Raw genomic sequence first — 15,844 nt, 5'->3', positions numbered from 1 at the left:
GCAACGCGCCGAGTTAGAAGACGCGGCCCCGCCGAACCCCGCGCAGGGAAAAAACGACGATGCCGAAATTCAGGTTTCACAAGCTTGCAGCTATTGTTGTGCTTGTCGGGTTCGCTGCCTGGATGGCGACGGGCGAGTTCTCGTCCGTCGGCAGTGCGGACGCCGACAAAACCAAGGCGGGGGAGGTCGAGCAGCCAAAGGCGGCCGACGCCGGCAAGGCCAAGCCCGCCGAGGCGGAGCAGCCCAAGGCGCCGTTGCGCACGGTCGCGGTCATAACCCCGCCTAGGCGTACCTATGCGCGCGCGATCCGGATTTCCGGACTGACCGAAGCCGACAAGCGCGCGGTCCTGGCGACCCGGGTCGCCGGCCTCATCGACAAGCTGCCGGTCAAGCAGGGTCAGCACGTCAAGACCGGCGACCTCGTGCTGATGTTGGCCGCCGAGGAAAAGCTTTCGGCGCTCAGCAACGCCAAGCAGCTTGTCGCGCAGCGTCAGGCCGAACTCGATGCGGCCTCGCGGCTGGCGAAAACCGGCAATCTGCCCAAGTTGCAGGTCGATACGGCCCGCTCCAACCTGACGCTGGCCAAGTCGCAACTGGACGCCGCGCAAGCCGAACTCGACCGCAACGAGGTGAAGGCCCCGTTCGACGGCGTCATCGACCGGGTGCCGGTGGAGCTTGGCAGTTCGGTGATGCAGGGCGGCGAGGTGGCTACCATTCTCAGCCTCGACCCGGTGATTGCACGCGGCGAAGTCAGCGAGCGTGATCTCGGCTATCTGAAGATCGGCAACAAGGCCAGTGTACGGCTGGTCAGCGGCCAGAATGTCGAGGGCACCGTGCGCTACATCAGCCGGGATGCATCTTCGACAACCCGTACCTTCCGGGTCGAAGTCGCCATCCCTAATCCCGCGGGCGCTATTCCCGCCGGCATGACCGCCGAGATTGCGCTGAAGGCACAGCCGACGGACGCCGTGATGCTGCCGCGCTCGGTGGTGACGCTCGGCGACAAGGGCGATCTCGGCATTCGCGCCGTCGACAAGGACGACAAGGTCGTGTTCTTCCCGATCGATCTGGTCGACGACACGCCGATCGGCCTGGTGCTCGGCGGCATTCCGGCGGACGCCCGCATCATCGTCGCCGGCCAGGAGCTGGTGAAGGAAGGCGAAGTGGTCAAGCCGGTCGAAGCAGACCAGGCGACCATCCAAAAGCTGTTGGGCGAAGCGACGACCGGGACGCAGTAATCATGGACATCGTCAAACTTGCAATCAGCAATGCCCGGCTGACCATTTCGGTCCTGGTCTTTCTTATCCTTGCCGGCGCGGTCGCCTACCAGTCGACGCCGAAGGAAGCGCAACCTGACGTTCCTACCCCTTATGTTCACATAAGTGTCGCCTATCAAGGCATTGCGCCCGAAGACGCTGAAAGACTTCTGCTTAGGCCTCTGGAGACAAAGCTCAAGAGTCTCAAGGGGCTAAAGGAGATGAAATCATCCGCCTATCAGGGCGGCGCCTTTGTCTTTCTTGAGTTTCTGCCGTCGATAAAAGTCGACACCGCGGTGACTGATACACGCTCGAAGGTTCAGGACGCGAAGGCTGATCTGCCGCAAGCGGCAGAGGAGCCGGTTATTACCGAGGTCAACATCTCCGAGTTCCCCGTCCTGGTCGTGACGTTATCAGGCGAGGTGCCCGAGCGCGTGCTGACGGCGGCGGCGCGCGAGCTGCGCGACCGCATCGAGGAAGTGCCTGGCGTGCTCGAGGGCTCGCTGCAGGGTGCCCGCGACGATCTCGTCGAAGTGGTCATCGATCCGATGAAGCTGTCTTCCTACGGGCTACAGCTCGACCAGCTGATCCGTGCGGTCGGCGCTTCCAACAGTCTTGTCGCCGCCGGCAACATCCAAGGATCCGAAGGTAAATACGCGGTCAAGGTTCCCTCGCGGATCGAGACGCCAGAGGACGTGGCGGCGCTTCCGGTCGTCGCCGGCACCAATGCGGTGGTGCAGGCCAAGGATATCGCCACCATCCGCTCGACCTTCAAGGACGCCGAGACGGTGACCCGCCTCGACGGCAAGCCGGCGATTGCCATCGAGGTGAAGAAGCGCATCGGCTCCAACCTGATCGATACGATCGGCAAGGTCAGGGAGGTGTCCGACGCCTTCATCAAGACGATGCCGGAGGGCATGCACGTCACCTACACGCAAGATAAGTCCGTCTTCGTGAACCAGCTGCTCGGCGACCTGCAGAACCACGTGATGATCGCCGTCATTCTGGTGTTCATCGTCATTCTCTATGCGCTGTCGGGCCGTGCCTCGCTGCTGATCGGATTGGCCATTCCATCGTCCTTCCTGATCGGCATCCTGTTGCTGGCGATGATGGGCTACACGATCAACATGATCGTGCTGTTCAGTCTCATCCTGGCGGTCGGCATGCTGGTCGACGACGCCATCATCGTCACCGAATTCGCCGAGCGGCGTATGAGCGAGGGCATGCCGAAGCAACAGGCGTTCGCGCTTGCCGCCAAGCGCATGGCCGGCCCGGTCATCGCGGCGACGATGACGCGAATTGCCGCCTTCTCGCCGCTGTTGTTCTGGCCGGGCATTATCGGCGACTTCATGAAATACATGCCGATCACGCTGATCGTGACGCTCTCGGCCTCGATGCTCTACGCACTGGTTTTCGCACCGACGCTGGGCGCCATATTCGCCAAGGCGCCCGCCCATCACCCAGACGACAATCGCGACGGCTGGTACATGGCCGTGGTCAAGCAGGCGGTGCATTTCCCCATCACCGTGCTTGTCCTCACTGTGGCGCTGTTGTTCGGCGTCGGCTACGCCTATTCGAAATTCGGCGCCGGCGTCGAATTCTTCCCGAATGTCGAGCCTGATTATGGCCTGCTCTATGTGCACGCCCGCGGCAATCTTTCGCTCGCCGAAATGGACGCGGCCACCAAGACAGCGGAAAACCGGCTGCTCGGCTGGCCGGGCGTGAAATCTGTCTATGCCCGTGTCGGCAAGACGCGGGGCGGCGGCCAGGACGTTCCGGAAGACGTGGTCGGCGTGATCCAGTACGAATTCGTCGACTGGCGCGAACGTAAATCGGCGAACGCAATCCTCGACGAACTGCGCGGCGTGATGGCCGGCATTCCCGGTGTCGACGTCGAGGTTCGCGTGCCGGAAGCCGGCCCGCCTACCGGCAAGCCGATCCAGATCAGGCTTTCGGCCGTCGATCCGAAGGGCCTTGACGACAAGGCCCGCGCCGTTGCCGCGCGCATTGCCAAGGTGCCCGGCGTCATCGATATTTCCGACGGTCTGGCGCCGCCCGGCGTCGACTGGGCGCTTGAAGTCGATCGCGCCAAGGCGGCGCAGTACGGCATCAGCCCAACCGCGGTCGGGACGGTCGTGCAACTGGTGACCAACGGGCTGAAGCTCAGCGAATACCGGCCCGCCGGCGCCGATGATGCAGTCGACATCAGACTGCGCCTGCCCGACGATCGGCGCACGCTGTCGACGCTGGACGAGCTGCGGGTGCAGACCGCACAGGGCTCGGTGCCGATCTCGAACTTCGTCGTGCGCAAGCCGGAGCCGACGGTCGGCATCCTCAACCGCATCGACGGTGCGCGAACGGTGGTCGTCCAGGCCAATCTCGCTGCCGGCGCCCAGGTGGCTGCCGTTCAGCAGGAGGTCACCAAAGCTGTCGCAGACATGAACCTCGGCAGCGGCATTCGCTGGAAGCTCGCCGGTTCGAACGAGGACAGCGCGGAGGCCAGCGCGTTCCTCAGCAAAGCCTTCGGCGCCGCGATCTTCCTGATCTTCCTGGTACTTCTGGCGCAGTTCAACAAGTTCACCAGCGTCTGGCTGGTGCTGTCCTGCGTGGTCATGGCGACGATCGGCGTGTTCCTCGGGCTGCTGCTGACGGGAGAGGCATTCGGAATCGTTATGTCGGGCATCGGCGTCATCGCGCTGGCCGGCGTGGTGGTGAACAACAACATCGTGCTGATCGACACCTACGACCGGTTGCGCGAAGAGGGCTGGGACAAATACGAAGCCGTTCTGCAGACCTGCCGCGAACGTGCCCGCCCTGTCGTGCTGACGGCGGTGTCGGCGATCCTCGGCGTGCTGCCGATCGCTTTCGGTCTCGGCCTCGAAATCTTCCATCACGAGACGACGATCAACGCGCCGTCGACGCAATGGTGGATTTCGCTGTCTTCGGCGATCGTCTTCGGGCTGTCCTTCGCCACCGTGCTGACGCTGGTGGTGACGCCGTCGATGCTGATGGTGTTCACGCGTAGTAAGAACAGCCGCTTCTATGCATTCTTCCGTCAGGTGTTCCGGCGCGGCAAGACAGTCGGTGCCACTGTAGAGGCCTCCGCATGGCCGGGCTTGCGCGACGAGCCGGCGATCGCCTTCCCGAAGCCGCCGAATAGGCCAACTTTGCTTAGACGCCATGCTCAACAAATCGTTGACCGAGATGACACGCATCGAGTGCCGGGCGCGTCGATCAATGAAGACTGCCTGCTGGCCCGCTTCCGAAAGCCGATTTCCGCTTCCTGATGAAACGAATTGTCGAAGTTGACTTGGAGACACTGTGCGCTTCGTGGTGTCAAGCTAACCCTATATGTGGACGTCTAAGAGCGCCCGATTGCAACAAGTTAGCTGGATCCAGTTGATGGTCACAACTGCTGACGTATATCCGGCTTCTTCATGCGGATCGATGTTCAGCGAGGGCGAGCCTCGACGGGTTTTCGCCCGCTTCCACCTCAACGGCCCCAGAGGTCGGCCGAAGCTTTTGCGGTCCACACATCAGGTTCGGAAGCGACGGGGTGACCGTTTCCCCATCTCCGCGATTTTTGCTGCAAGGCCGAGGTGCGCCCTCCTTCTCGCTCTCCAGGTCCGGGCTGCTTTAACCGACAGTACCGGTTGCCAGGCAGCGAGCATCGACCAGACGATTCTTGTTGCCGAGCCCGACGCCGCGCCATTGGGATGCCGCCTTTGCCGCAACTTGTCGAGCCTGAGGCTTCGCGGAACCTGTTTGCCGCCGGCGCGATCCACAGCTGCGCGATCGCCTATGGATCATCAGCGTGCGTCAACGGTCGCCGCGTTTGCTGACACGTGATCGCGCTTCGGCACGAGGCGCTGCCACCCCGCTGGCGGCCGCTCTTGAAGCAGGTTGTGTCACCGACAGCTGCCTCGGTGCCGTCGCTTTATGGGCCAATCGAGCACGGCTGGAAGGTTCAGATCATGGGCCTTCGAAACGCGTGGTTTTAACATCCATAGCGTGGATGCTCGCGATCTAAACAATCAATTTTACCAATCTGGGCGGGTCGTTCATAGACCCCCACATGACATGCACCGCCGTTGCTCTACCGCGTGAGGTGCACAAGAGAACCCGAAAAAGAGGAAGTCTTCGCATGCGCTCTGACGTGCAGTGGAGGTTGTGCTGGGAAAATGAGTTGCGGCTTTCCGATCACCTCGAACTCTCTGAGTTCTTCCGGAAGACCTATGAGCCTGTCGGCGCCTTTAGTGCAAAGCAATTCGCAGGCGGTCGAAGTTGGGCCGGTGCAAGGCCGGAGGTCCGCGCAATCGGCTATGATGTGCACGGGGTAGCGGCTCACTTGGGCGTGCTGCGCCGATACATCAAAGTTGGCGACGCTGATCTGCTTGTCGCTGAACTCGGTCTATACGGCGTGCGTCCGGATCTTGAGGGGCTAGGAATCGCCCACTCGATTAGCGCGATGTATCCAGTGCTGCAGCAGCTTGGCGTTCCATTCGCTTTCGGCACGGTTCGGCACGCGCTCCGGAACCATGTTGGGAGGTTCTGCCGCAAAGGCTTCGCGAACATTTTGTCGGGCGTTCGCGTGCGTTCAACCCTCCCGGACGTGTACCACGATCTGCCTCCCACGCGAGTCGACGACGACGTACTCGTCATGGTGCTCCCAATTGGACGCTCAATGAGCGAGTGGCCGGCCGGCACTTTGATCGATCGGAACGGTCCGGAGCTATGAAGAACACCCGCAATGATATCAGTCAGCGCGACCCGACCCTCATGGCATTGGTGGATCTGACTCCAGCATTGACCGCAGATTTAATTATCCACTCGCTTCCTCAAATTCACTGAAGAATCTGACATCTCATGAACCTATTTGCCTCAGCCAGTATTGTTGCCGTCTGCTCTTATGCGCTGCTGTCGACCGTCTATAAAACCGCGCAGGTGCTTTATACCCTGCCTGCAAACGTACCGCCAACCTCGGGCGAACCGGCCGGCTGTGAGCTTTGGCCGAGCGTCGATGTCATTATCCCGTGCTACAACGAGGCACCTCGCACCCTCTCGGACTGCCTGGCTTCCATTGCAAGTCAGGACTACGCCGGAAAACTGCAGGTCTATGTTGTTGATGACGGCTCTGGAAATCGCGATGCCCTCGTTGGTGTACACGAGGAATACGCGCACGACCCGAGGTTCAACTTCATTGCGCTCCCAAAGAATGTCGGAAAGCGCAAGGCACAGATTGCGGCGGTTCGCCGATCGTGCGGAGATTTGGTGCTCAATGTAGATTCGGACACGATACTCGCGCCGGACGTCGTCACAAGGCTTGCGCTGAAAATGCAAGATCAAGCGATCGGCGCCGCCATGGGCCAGTTGGTGGCTAGCAATCGCAGTGAAACTTGGCTGACGCGATTGATTGACATGGAATACTGGCTCGCCTGCAACGAAGAGCGGGCAGCTCAGGCTCGGTTCGGTGCCGTCATGTGTTGCTGCGGTCCGTGTGCCATGTACCGGCGATCCGCGCTTGTTTCGCTGCTGGATCAGTACGAGACGCAGCGCTTTCGAGGGAAGCCGAGCGACTTCGGTGAGGACCGCCACCTTACGATCCTGATGCTGAAAGCAGGCTTTCGAACAGAGTATGTCCCGGAGGCCGTCGCGGCAACAGTCGTTCCCAGCAGCATGGGTCCCTATTTACGCCAACAGCTTCGCTGGGCCCGGAGCACGTTCCGTGACACTTTTCTGGGGCTCCCACTACTGCGCGGCCTTAATATTTACCTCACATTGGACGTGATTGGGCAGAATCTTGGCCCATTATTGCTCTCTTTGTCGCTCCTGGCTGGGCTCGCGCAATTCGTAACGACAGGTACTTTGCCTTGGACGGCATGCCTGATGATCGCGGTCATGACTATAGTTCGCTGCAGCGTGGCAGCATTTCGTGCGCGCCAACTTCGATTTCTCGGATTCTCGCTCCACACACTCATCAACATCTTTCTCTTGCTCCCATTGAAAGCATACGCGCTGTGTACATTGAGCAATAGCGATTGGTTGTCGCGAAGCTCTGCGGCCAATGTGCCAAACACCGGCGGCGCCATTCCAAAGCCCAACATGGTGGGATCTGAGGCAACTTACAGCGAACAGCAATAGTCACGTGATCGCAGGTGGAAAAGTTTTGAGCCAGGACCAGAAAGATCAAGTGTTGAGTCGGAAGTTGGACCCAGAGGATTTGCGGCGGATCGAGACTGGTCCGATCGATCGGGAGTTTCACGGGCAGACAAGCGCGAAAAGCTCCGTGCATGACTCTCTGTCGACCGTGGCAGTCGATTTCGCCGGCGTAACCAAGTCGTATGGGAACAAGGTCGTTGTCGACGAACTGTCGTTCACCGTTGCTTCGGGAGAGTGTTTCGGCCTTCTCGGACCAAACGGGGCGGGCAAGAGCACGATTGCGCGTATGCTCCTCGGCATGACATGCCCTGACGCGGGCACGATCACGGTGCTCGGCGTCCCGGTGCCGGCGCGCGCTCGGCTGGCACGTAGGGGCATTGGCGTGGTCCCGCAATTCGACAATCTTGACCAGGAATTCACCGTGCGCGAGAACCTGCTGGTGTTCGGCCGCTACTTCGGCATGAGCACACGCGAGAGCGAAGCGGTCATCCCGTCGCTTCTCGAGTTCGCTCGCCTCGAGCGCAAGGCGGATGCGCGCGTCTCGGAACTGTCCGGCGGAATGAAGAGGTGCCTGACCATGGCGCGGGCGTTGATAAACGACCCCCAGCTCATTGTGATGGACGAGCCGACCACCGGCCTCGACCCGCATGCGCGCCACCTGATCTGGGAGCGGCTGCGCGCCCTGTTGGCGCGCGGCAAGACGATTATCCTGACCACGCATTTCATGGAAGAGGCTGAGCGATTATGCGATCGGCTGTGCGTGCTCGAAAGGGGTCGCTACATCGCCGAAGGCCGCCCGCAGGCGCTGATCGACGAGCATATCGGATGCCAGGTCATGGAGATTTACGGCGGCGACCCGCACGAGTTGCATTCGCTGGTCAAGCCGTATTCTCAGCGCATCGAGGTCAGCGGCGAAACCCTCTACTGCTACGCTCCAGACCCTGATCAGGTGCGCACGCAACTCCAGGGGCGACCAAGTCTGCGCCTTCTTCTGCGTCCAGCCAATCTCGAGGATGTTTTCTTGCGGCTGACCGGGCGCGAGATGGAGGAGTGAACGATGATTGAAGGTCTTGCGGCGGTGCTGCCCGCCAATGCGTGGAACTGGGTTGCGGTGTGGCGCCGCAACTATCTGGCATGGAAGAAAGTCGCATTCGTGGCGATTCTCGGTAACCTCGCCGATCCAATGATCTACCTTTTCGGCCTCGGTACCGGCCTCGGCATAATGGTCGGCCGCGTCGACGGTGCGCCCTACATCGCCTTTTTGGCGGCCGGCATGGTCGCGGTCGGTGCGATGACCGCCTCTACCCTCGAAACACTGTACGCGGCTTTCGCTCGCATGCATTCTCAACGCACATGGGAAGCCATGCTGTATACGCACGTTACCCTCGGCGACATCGTTCTGGGTGAACTGGCGTGGGCAGCCACCAAGGCCTTCCTGGCCGGTATGGCAATTACCATTGTCACCGCAGCGTTGGGCTATACAGCCTGGCCGTCCGTCTTTTATGCGCTGCCATTCATTGCTCTGACAGGGTTCGTATTTGCCAGCCTCGCGATGGTCGTCACCGCACTTTCGCCCAGCTACGATTACTTCGTATTTTACCAGACGCTTATCCTTACACCGATGCTGTTCCTGTCGGGCGCCGTTTTCCCATTGAATCAGCTGCCTGACACCTTTCAACAGATAGCGCGATGCATGCCGCTGGCACATGCGATCGACCTCATTCGTCCGGTCATGCTTGATCGCCCGATCGGCGGCATCGCCCTGCACATCGGGGTGCTCGGCCTCTACGCGCTGTTGCCATTCTTCCTCTCGATGGCGCTGTTGCGCCGCCGACTGATGCGCTGACGCAAAAGAGAAGGAGATAAACCATGCGCTATGGACGCAAATAAAAACGACATCGCCAGCGTGTGCCGCGAAGGGTTTTGGCTGGCGTCGATTCAATCTCACAACGCTATGGAACGCCCGGCGTCTCGAGCACAGGATCTTATGTTGATCCCGGCGGACCTCATAGAATTCCTTGAGGCCGGTGATGTTTGGCTGGCGTTCGGGCGCGAGCGACAACGCGGCCTGTCTTTCTGATCGAACGGTCTCGAGAAGGCCAATTTAGTATTCCTGTACGACAAATGGAGAGCGAGATGCTGTGTCTAGGATTGAACGGCGGATTGGACAAAGTCTATGAAAACAGGTTTCAGATTCCAAACACATTCATGCACGATGGCGCTGCGGTGCTCGTCCGGGACGGACAGGTCATTGCGGCGGTAGAAGAGGAGCGCCTCAATCGGATCAAACATTCAAACAAGCTCCCAATTAGTGCGGCTCAATTCTGTCTTTCAGCAGCTGGGGTTCAGCTCAGCGAAATCGATCGAGTGGCGTTCTACGCTACCGAAGACTATAGCAACGCCATGCTTGAAAACATGCTTGTTTCCCAGCCGGACGCCTCCATTCCGTTGGATGCTAAACTGTTGATGCAGCAGCTGCTGGCGCAGGAGTTCGGTACCGAGCTCGATGCTTCGCGTATCTCATTCGTAAGTCATCATCAGGCGCACGCCGTGAGTGCTTTTGCAATGTCGGGCTTCGAGCAAAGTCTGATTTTCGCGATTGATGGCTCTGGTGATTTCCTGTCGGGCCTTGTGGCGGTTGGATCTGGTACTGAAATTACGCAACTTGCGACTTTCCCAGAGAACAATTCTCTCGGGCAATTTTATCTCGAGACGATCCGGTATCTCGGCTACGGCTTGTTCGATGAATATAAGGTAATGGGGCTTGCCCCCTACGGCGATCCCGTTCCCTATCGCGAGCTTTTCGAGCAATTCTATGAACTCTCTGCAAACGGCGAGTATCGCGTTCACCTGGACCGCATCGGTCCGACTTTGCTCCGCAGCATTCAGGTTCGGAAAAAGGGAATGCCATTTACTCAGCAGCATATGGATGTGAGTGCGTCGTTACAGGAAGCGCTCGAACGCATCGTGTTTCACATTCTTCGTCATTATCGTGAGGCCACCGGGATGACGCGGTTGTGCCTGGCCGGCGGAGTTGCGCACAATTGCTCCATGAACGGCAAGCTGCTCTATTCAGGACTTTTCGAAGACATCTTCGTGCAGCCCGCATCGCATGACGCTGGATGCGCATTAGGCGCCGCGCTAATCGTGTCTAATGAGCTGGGCCGCCCAGCGCCGCGTACGCGATTGCAGGAGGTCTATTGGGGGCCGGAACTCGCGAGCGATGACGCTGTCGAAGAGGAACTAAAGGCATGGGCGGGGCACCTGGAGTTTGAACGCACTGAGGAGGTGGCGGATAGGGCAGCCGAATGGATGGTCGGTGGCGCCGTGATCGGCTGGGTGCAAGGTCGTTCGGAGTTCGGGCCGCGAGCGCTCGGAAATCGCAGCATTCTTGCCGACCCCAGGCCCGCTTCAAACAAGGACCGGATCAACGCTATGGTCAAGAAGCGGGAAGGATATCGCCCGTTCGCCCCGTCAGTGTTGGAGGAGGATGCGCGCGAATTTTTCGACCTCCCGGGCAGTGCGTGCGAATTTCCCTTCATGAATTTCGTAGTTCGTGTGCGCGATTCCAAGCGTGATTTGCTCGGCGCCATCACGCATGTCGACGGTACGGCTCGGCTGCAAACAGTATCGCGCAAGGCCAGTCCGGCCTACTGGGACGTCATCAATGCCTTCAAGCAGCGGACAGGCATCCCAATTCTGCTCAATACGTCCTTTAACAACAATGCAGAGCCGATCGTAGATTCAGTTGCAGACTCGATTGCCACGTTTCTGACAACAGAGCTGGATGGACTTGTGGTCGGGCCGTACCTCGTCAAAAAACGGGCCGCAAAGCTGCAGGATTGGACTGCGCTCGCGGTTTCATTGCCGCCTTATGTATCCCTGCATAAAGTCCGCGCATATACGGCGCAGGATCGCCACGAGACCGTCTGCGAAATCCGAACGGATCACCGTGACTGTGCGCGTATTTCACATCGCTTGTTCGATCTGCTGACGCGGATCGAAGGCGAAGCCGTGCTCGCGGATCTCCTCGACACAATTACGCCGGATCAGGGCCTGCGCGAGGCTCTCACAGGAGAGCTGCGACTATTGTGGGAGCAGCGCCACGTTCGGATGCATCCCTCGCAAGCTGCTCGCGTCCACCAAAACTGATGCCAAAGCCTGGACGACCGATAACAGCTGCCGAAACACCGGTGTGTCCAAGCACCTTCATATGACACGCCGCCTGGTGGGATCCGGAGCAATTGGCCGAACACCCGGATCCTGATCCAGCCCGACAGTCATTTATTGCAGCCGCAGGTCATCGACTGGTGCCGCGACAACTATATCGACTTCATCCTCGGCCTGGCTCTCACCGCGACGTTGCGCAAGGCATGTCGCGAATCTGAAGCCCAGCACGATGGCGCGCTTCGAAGCGTCGGCGAAGGGCGAGTCCGAAGGTCAAATTCGTTGACGGAGCCGGCAGTTGGAGCCGCGTCGAGCGCGTCATCGCCCCGTGTCGAGCTCAGCGGATGAGGGCGCGGCCAAGGCGAGCTGTTGGACGTCTGCAGCCGCATTGGATGTCGAGGATAAAAGCGTTGACATCGAGAGATCCAGAGGAAGGGATTTGGTCGGTGAGGCTCTGAAGCGACCAGTTTGGGTCAAAGCGATCCCTGGCGCCATAAAGCAAGGCGATAAGGCGGCGCAAACTCGGGTATCTGGCGGAGCGGGTCAGGCCGGCCGAGTGATTGATCAGACTGTCGGCATCGCCAAGGGTAAGCCGCGCACGACGGGCCTAGCGCGAATGGTGGCGGCGATATCCGGATGGCCGGGACGTCCATTGGTCTGCTACTGCAAAAGCCCGATGTGGCGGCTTGGCTCTCACATGCCGAGCGTCTGAGTGCTTCCGGCAGGGCGAACAGCCTCGGCGAATAGTTCCGCCGCTTCCTCGACCGTTTCAGCAGAACGGTGGGTCTGCTCCATTCGCTTGAGCAGCCCGTTGTGCAACATCTTCAGCCGCGCGGCGTGGTAGATAGCGCTGCGCTTCTGGCCATCCGAGTTGAGTGGTTCGAACAACGTCATGGTCCAGAATCCTCAATGCGCGCTTGGCAGCGCTATCTTCAGCAGCCGCCTTCTGGCTGCTTTCGCACTCGCCTGCTCGGCCCGTATGCGGCTGCAAAGGGCACGACTGACGGCGAGCCCGATGTTGTCGGTGAGCATCGTCTTCGCCTGCTTGAGAGAGAGTTCCGCTCGCTTCACTCGTTGCCTCGCGACCGCCTGTTCCAAAACTACAAGCTCGACCATTGTGCCGCATCCTTTGCCTTTGCGGTCCCTTCCATTAGAAAACCGTCACTAACCGGTTTCGTTCCGGTTGCCGCGAGGGATGCATGACCTCTCTTCCGGATCCGCAGCTCGAAGCCTACGTCGCCGCGGTGGTGGCGGCCACTGCAGCGGCCAGGGCTAACGCCGATCAAGCTATGGCAAACCTGCTGGGGTACATCGATCATGGGAGCTCAGCGATCCAAGTGCCGGGCCCGATCGCGCCAGTAACTGCGGTAATTTCTCTGCCCATGGGGGACTAGACGGAACCCACTAGCCTGTTTACCAGTTGACAAGGTGCGTAGTTTACATACTTATGCACGGCATCCACACGGTCTCAGAACTGACAGCTTTCCGTAGGGCGGCGCAGGCAGCCGGGATGTCCGATGAGGACATTGAGGACTTCGTCGACCATATTGCGGCCAATCCGGATGACGGCGAGGAAATCGTCGGAACGGGTGGTTGCCGGAAGGTCCGTTTCGATTCGTGGCAATAACAAAGGTAAGAGCGGAGGCGTTCGCACGATCACATTCTACACAGGTTCGGACCTTCCGGTGTTCCTTAACACCGTGTTTGGGAAGAGCCAAAAGGTCAATCTTTCCAAGGCGGAACGTAATGCACTTAGGAAGATGACGGGGGCCATTGTGGAAGAATATGCGCGGCGCGTCCAGCCGCTAGCCGCAGGTGGAGAAAGAGCATGAGCAAGAAGGTATTCGATCAGATCGCGGAGGGCCTGCAGGAAGCGCTTGCCGTCGCACGCGGCGAGGCCGAGCCCTATAAGCTTCATGTGCCCGCCGAGATCGACGTCAAAGCAATCCGTACGAAGACTGGCCTTTCGCAGAAGGACTTCGCGTCCACGTTCGCCTTCGGCTTCGATCAATTGAAGCAGTGGGAACAGGGCCGTTCGCGGCCCGTACAGGCCATGCGCGCCTATCTACTGCTGATCAACTCGAGGCCTGTCGAGATGGTCAAGGCGCTTCGCGATCTGCACAGCGAGATCGTTAGCGAACCGCCTGCGCGCAAGTTCGGCTGAAACAAAAACAACCCGCCTTCGGCGCGAGCCTTGGGCGGGTTTGGCAGCGCGACTACGTCAGGAATATATTCCTCCGTTGCGGTGAAACCGTTCAACGGAGATCATTTGAAGGCTGAATGGGGTCGACGGTCATCGTGACGCCAATCCTGAATAGGCATTCATTAAAGTGTACGTATAATCCTTGTGAGGCTCCAGCATCAAAACGGACCGCAGTTCGGGACCTGTCGGGGTAAGTGAGATTACGCCAACCGAGTCATAGACTCCGCCTGGAGCGGTCCATAACAAGATGGGCTGTCCTTCCAGTCCGGCTTCGACTCCTTCCAGATTGGCCAGCCGCATTTTCAAGATCTCGGTCGCCGGATTGCGCGCGCGTAGAGCCGGCCGCCCAAAGCGGCGGCGGCCTCATTCGCCGCAGCGCTTTCGAATCCGGAGGTCTAGTTCAGGAAGACGGATAGTTTAACGGCACTGGAAAAACCAGCCGGACCGTAGCAATGATGGATCGCGCGGGTAGCCGAATTGGCCTTTCGCAAACTGTGCCAGTCGTGGATCGGTGGGCATCTACTTCGGACGTGCTCTTGGCTTTCGGGAAGAGTAGCTGCAAACTGGTTCAGTTGGCAGGAAAAGAAATGGTCCATTCTCCAGGTCCCGGTGGCTCAACCCGCTCGTACGGCATGGGTGCGCGCCAGATCTACGAAGCGCTTCGCGAGCAGATACTCAGAGGCATCTACGACACCGGCAGCCAACTGCCGTCCTCCCGTGGGCTCGCCGAGGAACTGGGAGTCTCGCGAACGACCGTCACCGTCGCCTACGAGCAGCTGGCCGCGGAGGGTTTCATCGACGTCCGTCAAGGCGCGCGCCATCGTGTCGCATCCTCACTGCTCGGACCTGAGCTAACCGCCAATCCCCCAAAACGGGCCGGCCCGGGTCACTTGTCAAACTATGGCGAACGGCTGCGTGGCACTCCCCGCTGGCCGGATTACCTGCCGAACACGCTGAAGGTCGATTTCCGATATGGCGTCCTGGCGTCCTCAGATTTCCCCGCGTCGGTTTGGAAACGCGCGATGAACGCGGCGATGGCGCAGCGGCCGGCACGGCTCGCCTATGACGATCCGTGCGGTTCGCGCCGGCTGCGCCAGGCGCTTCAGGGCTATCTCTGGCGCGCCCGTACTGTGCGCTGCGAACCCGAGCAGATCGTCATCGTCAATGGTTCGCAGCAGGGCCTCGATCTCTGCGCGCGCCTGCTGCTCGACCCAGGGGACAGCTTCGTCATCGAGGACCCCTGCTACAGGATGGCGCGCCAGGTCTTTGCCGGTACAGGTGCCACGCCCGTTCCCGTCGAGGTTGACGAGGACGGCATGCAGACGGAGCAACTGGCGGGGGTCGCGGCTCGGCTGGCCTATGCGACGCCCTCGCATCAGTTTCCGCTCGGCGGCGTCATGCCGATCGCGCGGCGGAATCAGCTTCTGGAATGGGCGCGGGACCAGGGCGCCTATGTCATCGAGGACGACTACGACAGCGAATATCGCTACGATATCAGTCCCGTTCCCCCGCTGCACAGCCTCGAGGATCATGGGGCCGTCATCTACCTCGGCACCATCTCCAAGACGCTCTCGCCGATGCTGCGCATCGGCTATCTCGTCGTCCCGGCGGGATTGCAGCAGGTTTTCGAAACCGCCAAGCAGTTTGCCGACCGGCATTCTCCGGTGGCGGAGCAGGAGTCATTGGCCTCTCTGATCGAGAGCGGCGGCTATGAAAGCCATGTGCGCCGCGTGCGCCGCCTTAACGGCGAGCGCCGGCAGGTATTGCTGACCACCCTGAAACGGAGTTTTCTAGATCGGATCGCCGTCCAGGGGGCAGAGGCTGGACTGCACGTCGTCATATGGTTCAACGACCTGCCGCGATCGCGTGAAACGGCGTTTGTCGAAGCCGCGCAATACGCGGGTCTGGGTGTGCACCCCATTTCGCCGCTTTATCATGGGCAGTCGGGAGCAGGCGGGGCCGATCGCGTCGGGCTTGTCATGGGCTATTCCGGCTTGAGCATCCGGCAGATCGAAAAAGGCGTCGAGATGCTGCGGGACGTCGTCGCTCAACTCTGAGA

12 protein-coding genes and 2 pseudogenes are annotated in these 15,844 nt (G+C 60.1%); 12 read left to right on the top strand and 2 right to left on the bottom strand.

The window, feature by feature from the left end; all coding sequences use genetic code 11:
• The first annotated feature begins 59 nt into the window (after positions 1-59).
• The 9 genes and pseudogenes from AC0L2Y_RS26550 to AC0L2Y_RS26510 all read left to right on the top strand — a co-directional run.
• On the top strand, positions 60-1,238 hold the full coding sequence (locus tag AC0L2Y_RS26550; RefSeq protein ID WP_473560546.1) for an efflux RND transporter periplasmic adaptor subunit: 1,179 nt from the start codon (positions 60-62) through the stop codon (positions 1,236-1,238).
• A gap of 2 nt (positions 1,239-1,240) precedes the next feature.
• Positions 1,241-4,405 (top strand): annotated as a pseudogene (locus AC0L2Y_RS26545) (efflux RND transporter permease subunit); the annotation flags it as partial.
• 995 nt (positions 4,406-5,400) lie between these two features.
• Positions 5,401-5,994, top strand: coding sequence for a NodA family N-acyltransferase (locus AC0L2Y_RS26540; protein ID WP_473507135.1), 594 nt, complete (start codon positions 5,401-5,403; stop codon positions 5,992-5,994).
• A 128-nt stretch (positions 5,995-6,122) separates the two neighbouring features.
• On the top strand, positions 6,123-7,397 hold the full coding sequence (gene nodC, locus AC0L2Y_RS26535) for a chitooligosaccharide synthase NodC (protein ID WP_473507137.1): 1,275 nt from the start codon (positions 6,123-6,125) through the stop codon (positions 7,395-7,397).
• Between the two features lie 49 nt (positions 7,398-7,446).
• Complete coding sequence (nodI, locus tag AC0L2Y_RS26530) at positions 7,447-8,469, top strand: nodulation factor ABC transporter ATP-binding protein NodI (RefSeq protein WP_473560609.1); 1,023 nt, start codon at positions 7,447-7,449, stop codon at positions 8,467-8,469.
• 3 nt (positions 8,470-8,472) lie between these two features.
• Complete coding sequence (locus AC0L2Y_RS26525) at positions 8,473-9,261, top strand: ABC transporter permease (RefSeq protein ID WP_473507139.1); 789 nt, start codon at positions 8,473-8,475, stop codon at positions 9,259-9,261.
• Positions 9,262-9,291: 30 nt separating this feature from the next.
• Complete coding sequence (locus tag AC0L2Y_RS26520) at positions 9,292-9,495, top strand: hypothetical protein (protein WP_473507141.1); 204 nt, start codon at positions 9,292-9,294, stop codon at positions 9,493-9,495.
• A 56-nt stretch (positions 9,496-9,551) separates the two neighbouring features.
• The gene (locus AC0L2Y_RS26515) at positions 9,552-11,567 is read left to right on the top strand and encodes a carbamoyltransferase family protein (protein WP_473560544.1); all 2,016 of its coding nucleotides are present in this window, start codon (positions 9,552-9,554) and stop codon (positions 11,565-11,567) included.
• Positions 11,568-11,648: 81 nt separating this feature from the next.
• A pseudogene (locus AC0L2Y_RS26510) lies at positions 11,649-11,908 on the top strand (transposase); the annotation flags it as partial.
• Between the two features lie 367 nt (positions 11,909-12,275).
• Here the strand turns inward: AC0L2Y_RS26510 and AC0L2Y_RS26505 are convergent.
• Complete coding sequence (locus AC0L2Y_RS26505) at positions 12,276-12,476, bottom strand: hypothetical protein (protein WP_473507143.1); 201 nt, start codon at positions 12,474-12,476, stop codon at positions 12,276-12,278.
• A 12-nt stretch (positions 12,477-12,488) separates the two neighbouring features.
• A complete protein-coding gene (locus tag AC0L2Y_RS26500) occupies positions 12,489-12,698 on the bottom strand; it encodes a hypothetical protein (RefSeq protein ID WP_473560543.1) in 210 nt (69 codons plus the stop codon).
• 401 nt (positions 12,699-13,099) lie between these two features.
• On the opposite strand from AC0L2Y_RS26500, the gene AC0L2Y_RS26495 reads away from it, so the two are divergent.
• From AC0L2Y_RS26495 to pdxR, 3 genes are all read left to right on the top strand, one after another.
• Entirely contained in the window at positions 13,100-13,414 is a 315-nt protein-coding gene (locus AC0L2Y_RS26495) for a type II toxin-antitoxin system RelE/ParE family toxin (protein ID WP_473560541.1), read from the top strand.
• Positions 13,411-13,746 (top strand): helix-turn-helix domain-containing protein, encoded by a 336-nt coding sequence (locus AC0L2Y_RS26490; RefSeq protein WP_473507149.1) that lies wholly within the window; start codon positions 13,411-13,413, stop codon positions 13,744-13,746. The genes AC0L2Y_RS26495 and AC0L2Y_RS26490 overlap by 4 nt, the downstream gene beginning before the upstream one ends.
• Positions 13,747-14,372: 626 nt before the next feature.
• Positions 14,373-15,842 carry a MocR-like pyridoxine biosynthesis transcription factor PdxR gene (pdxR, locus tag AC0L2Y_RS26485; protein WP_473560608.1) on the top strand — a complete coding sequence of 490 codons (1,470 nt, stop codon included), beginning with the start codon at positions 14,373-14,375 and terminating at the stop codon, positions 15,840-15,842.
• Positions 15,843-15,844: the final 2 nt, after the last annotated feature.

Source organism: Mesorhizobium sp. WSM4830 (assembly GCF_055811495.1).
The sequence above is the reverse complement of the archived record's forward strand: the minus strand, read 5'-3'. Positions and strand labels throughout refer to the sequence as shown.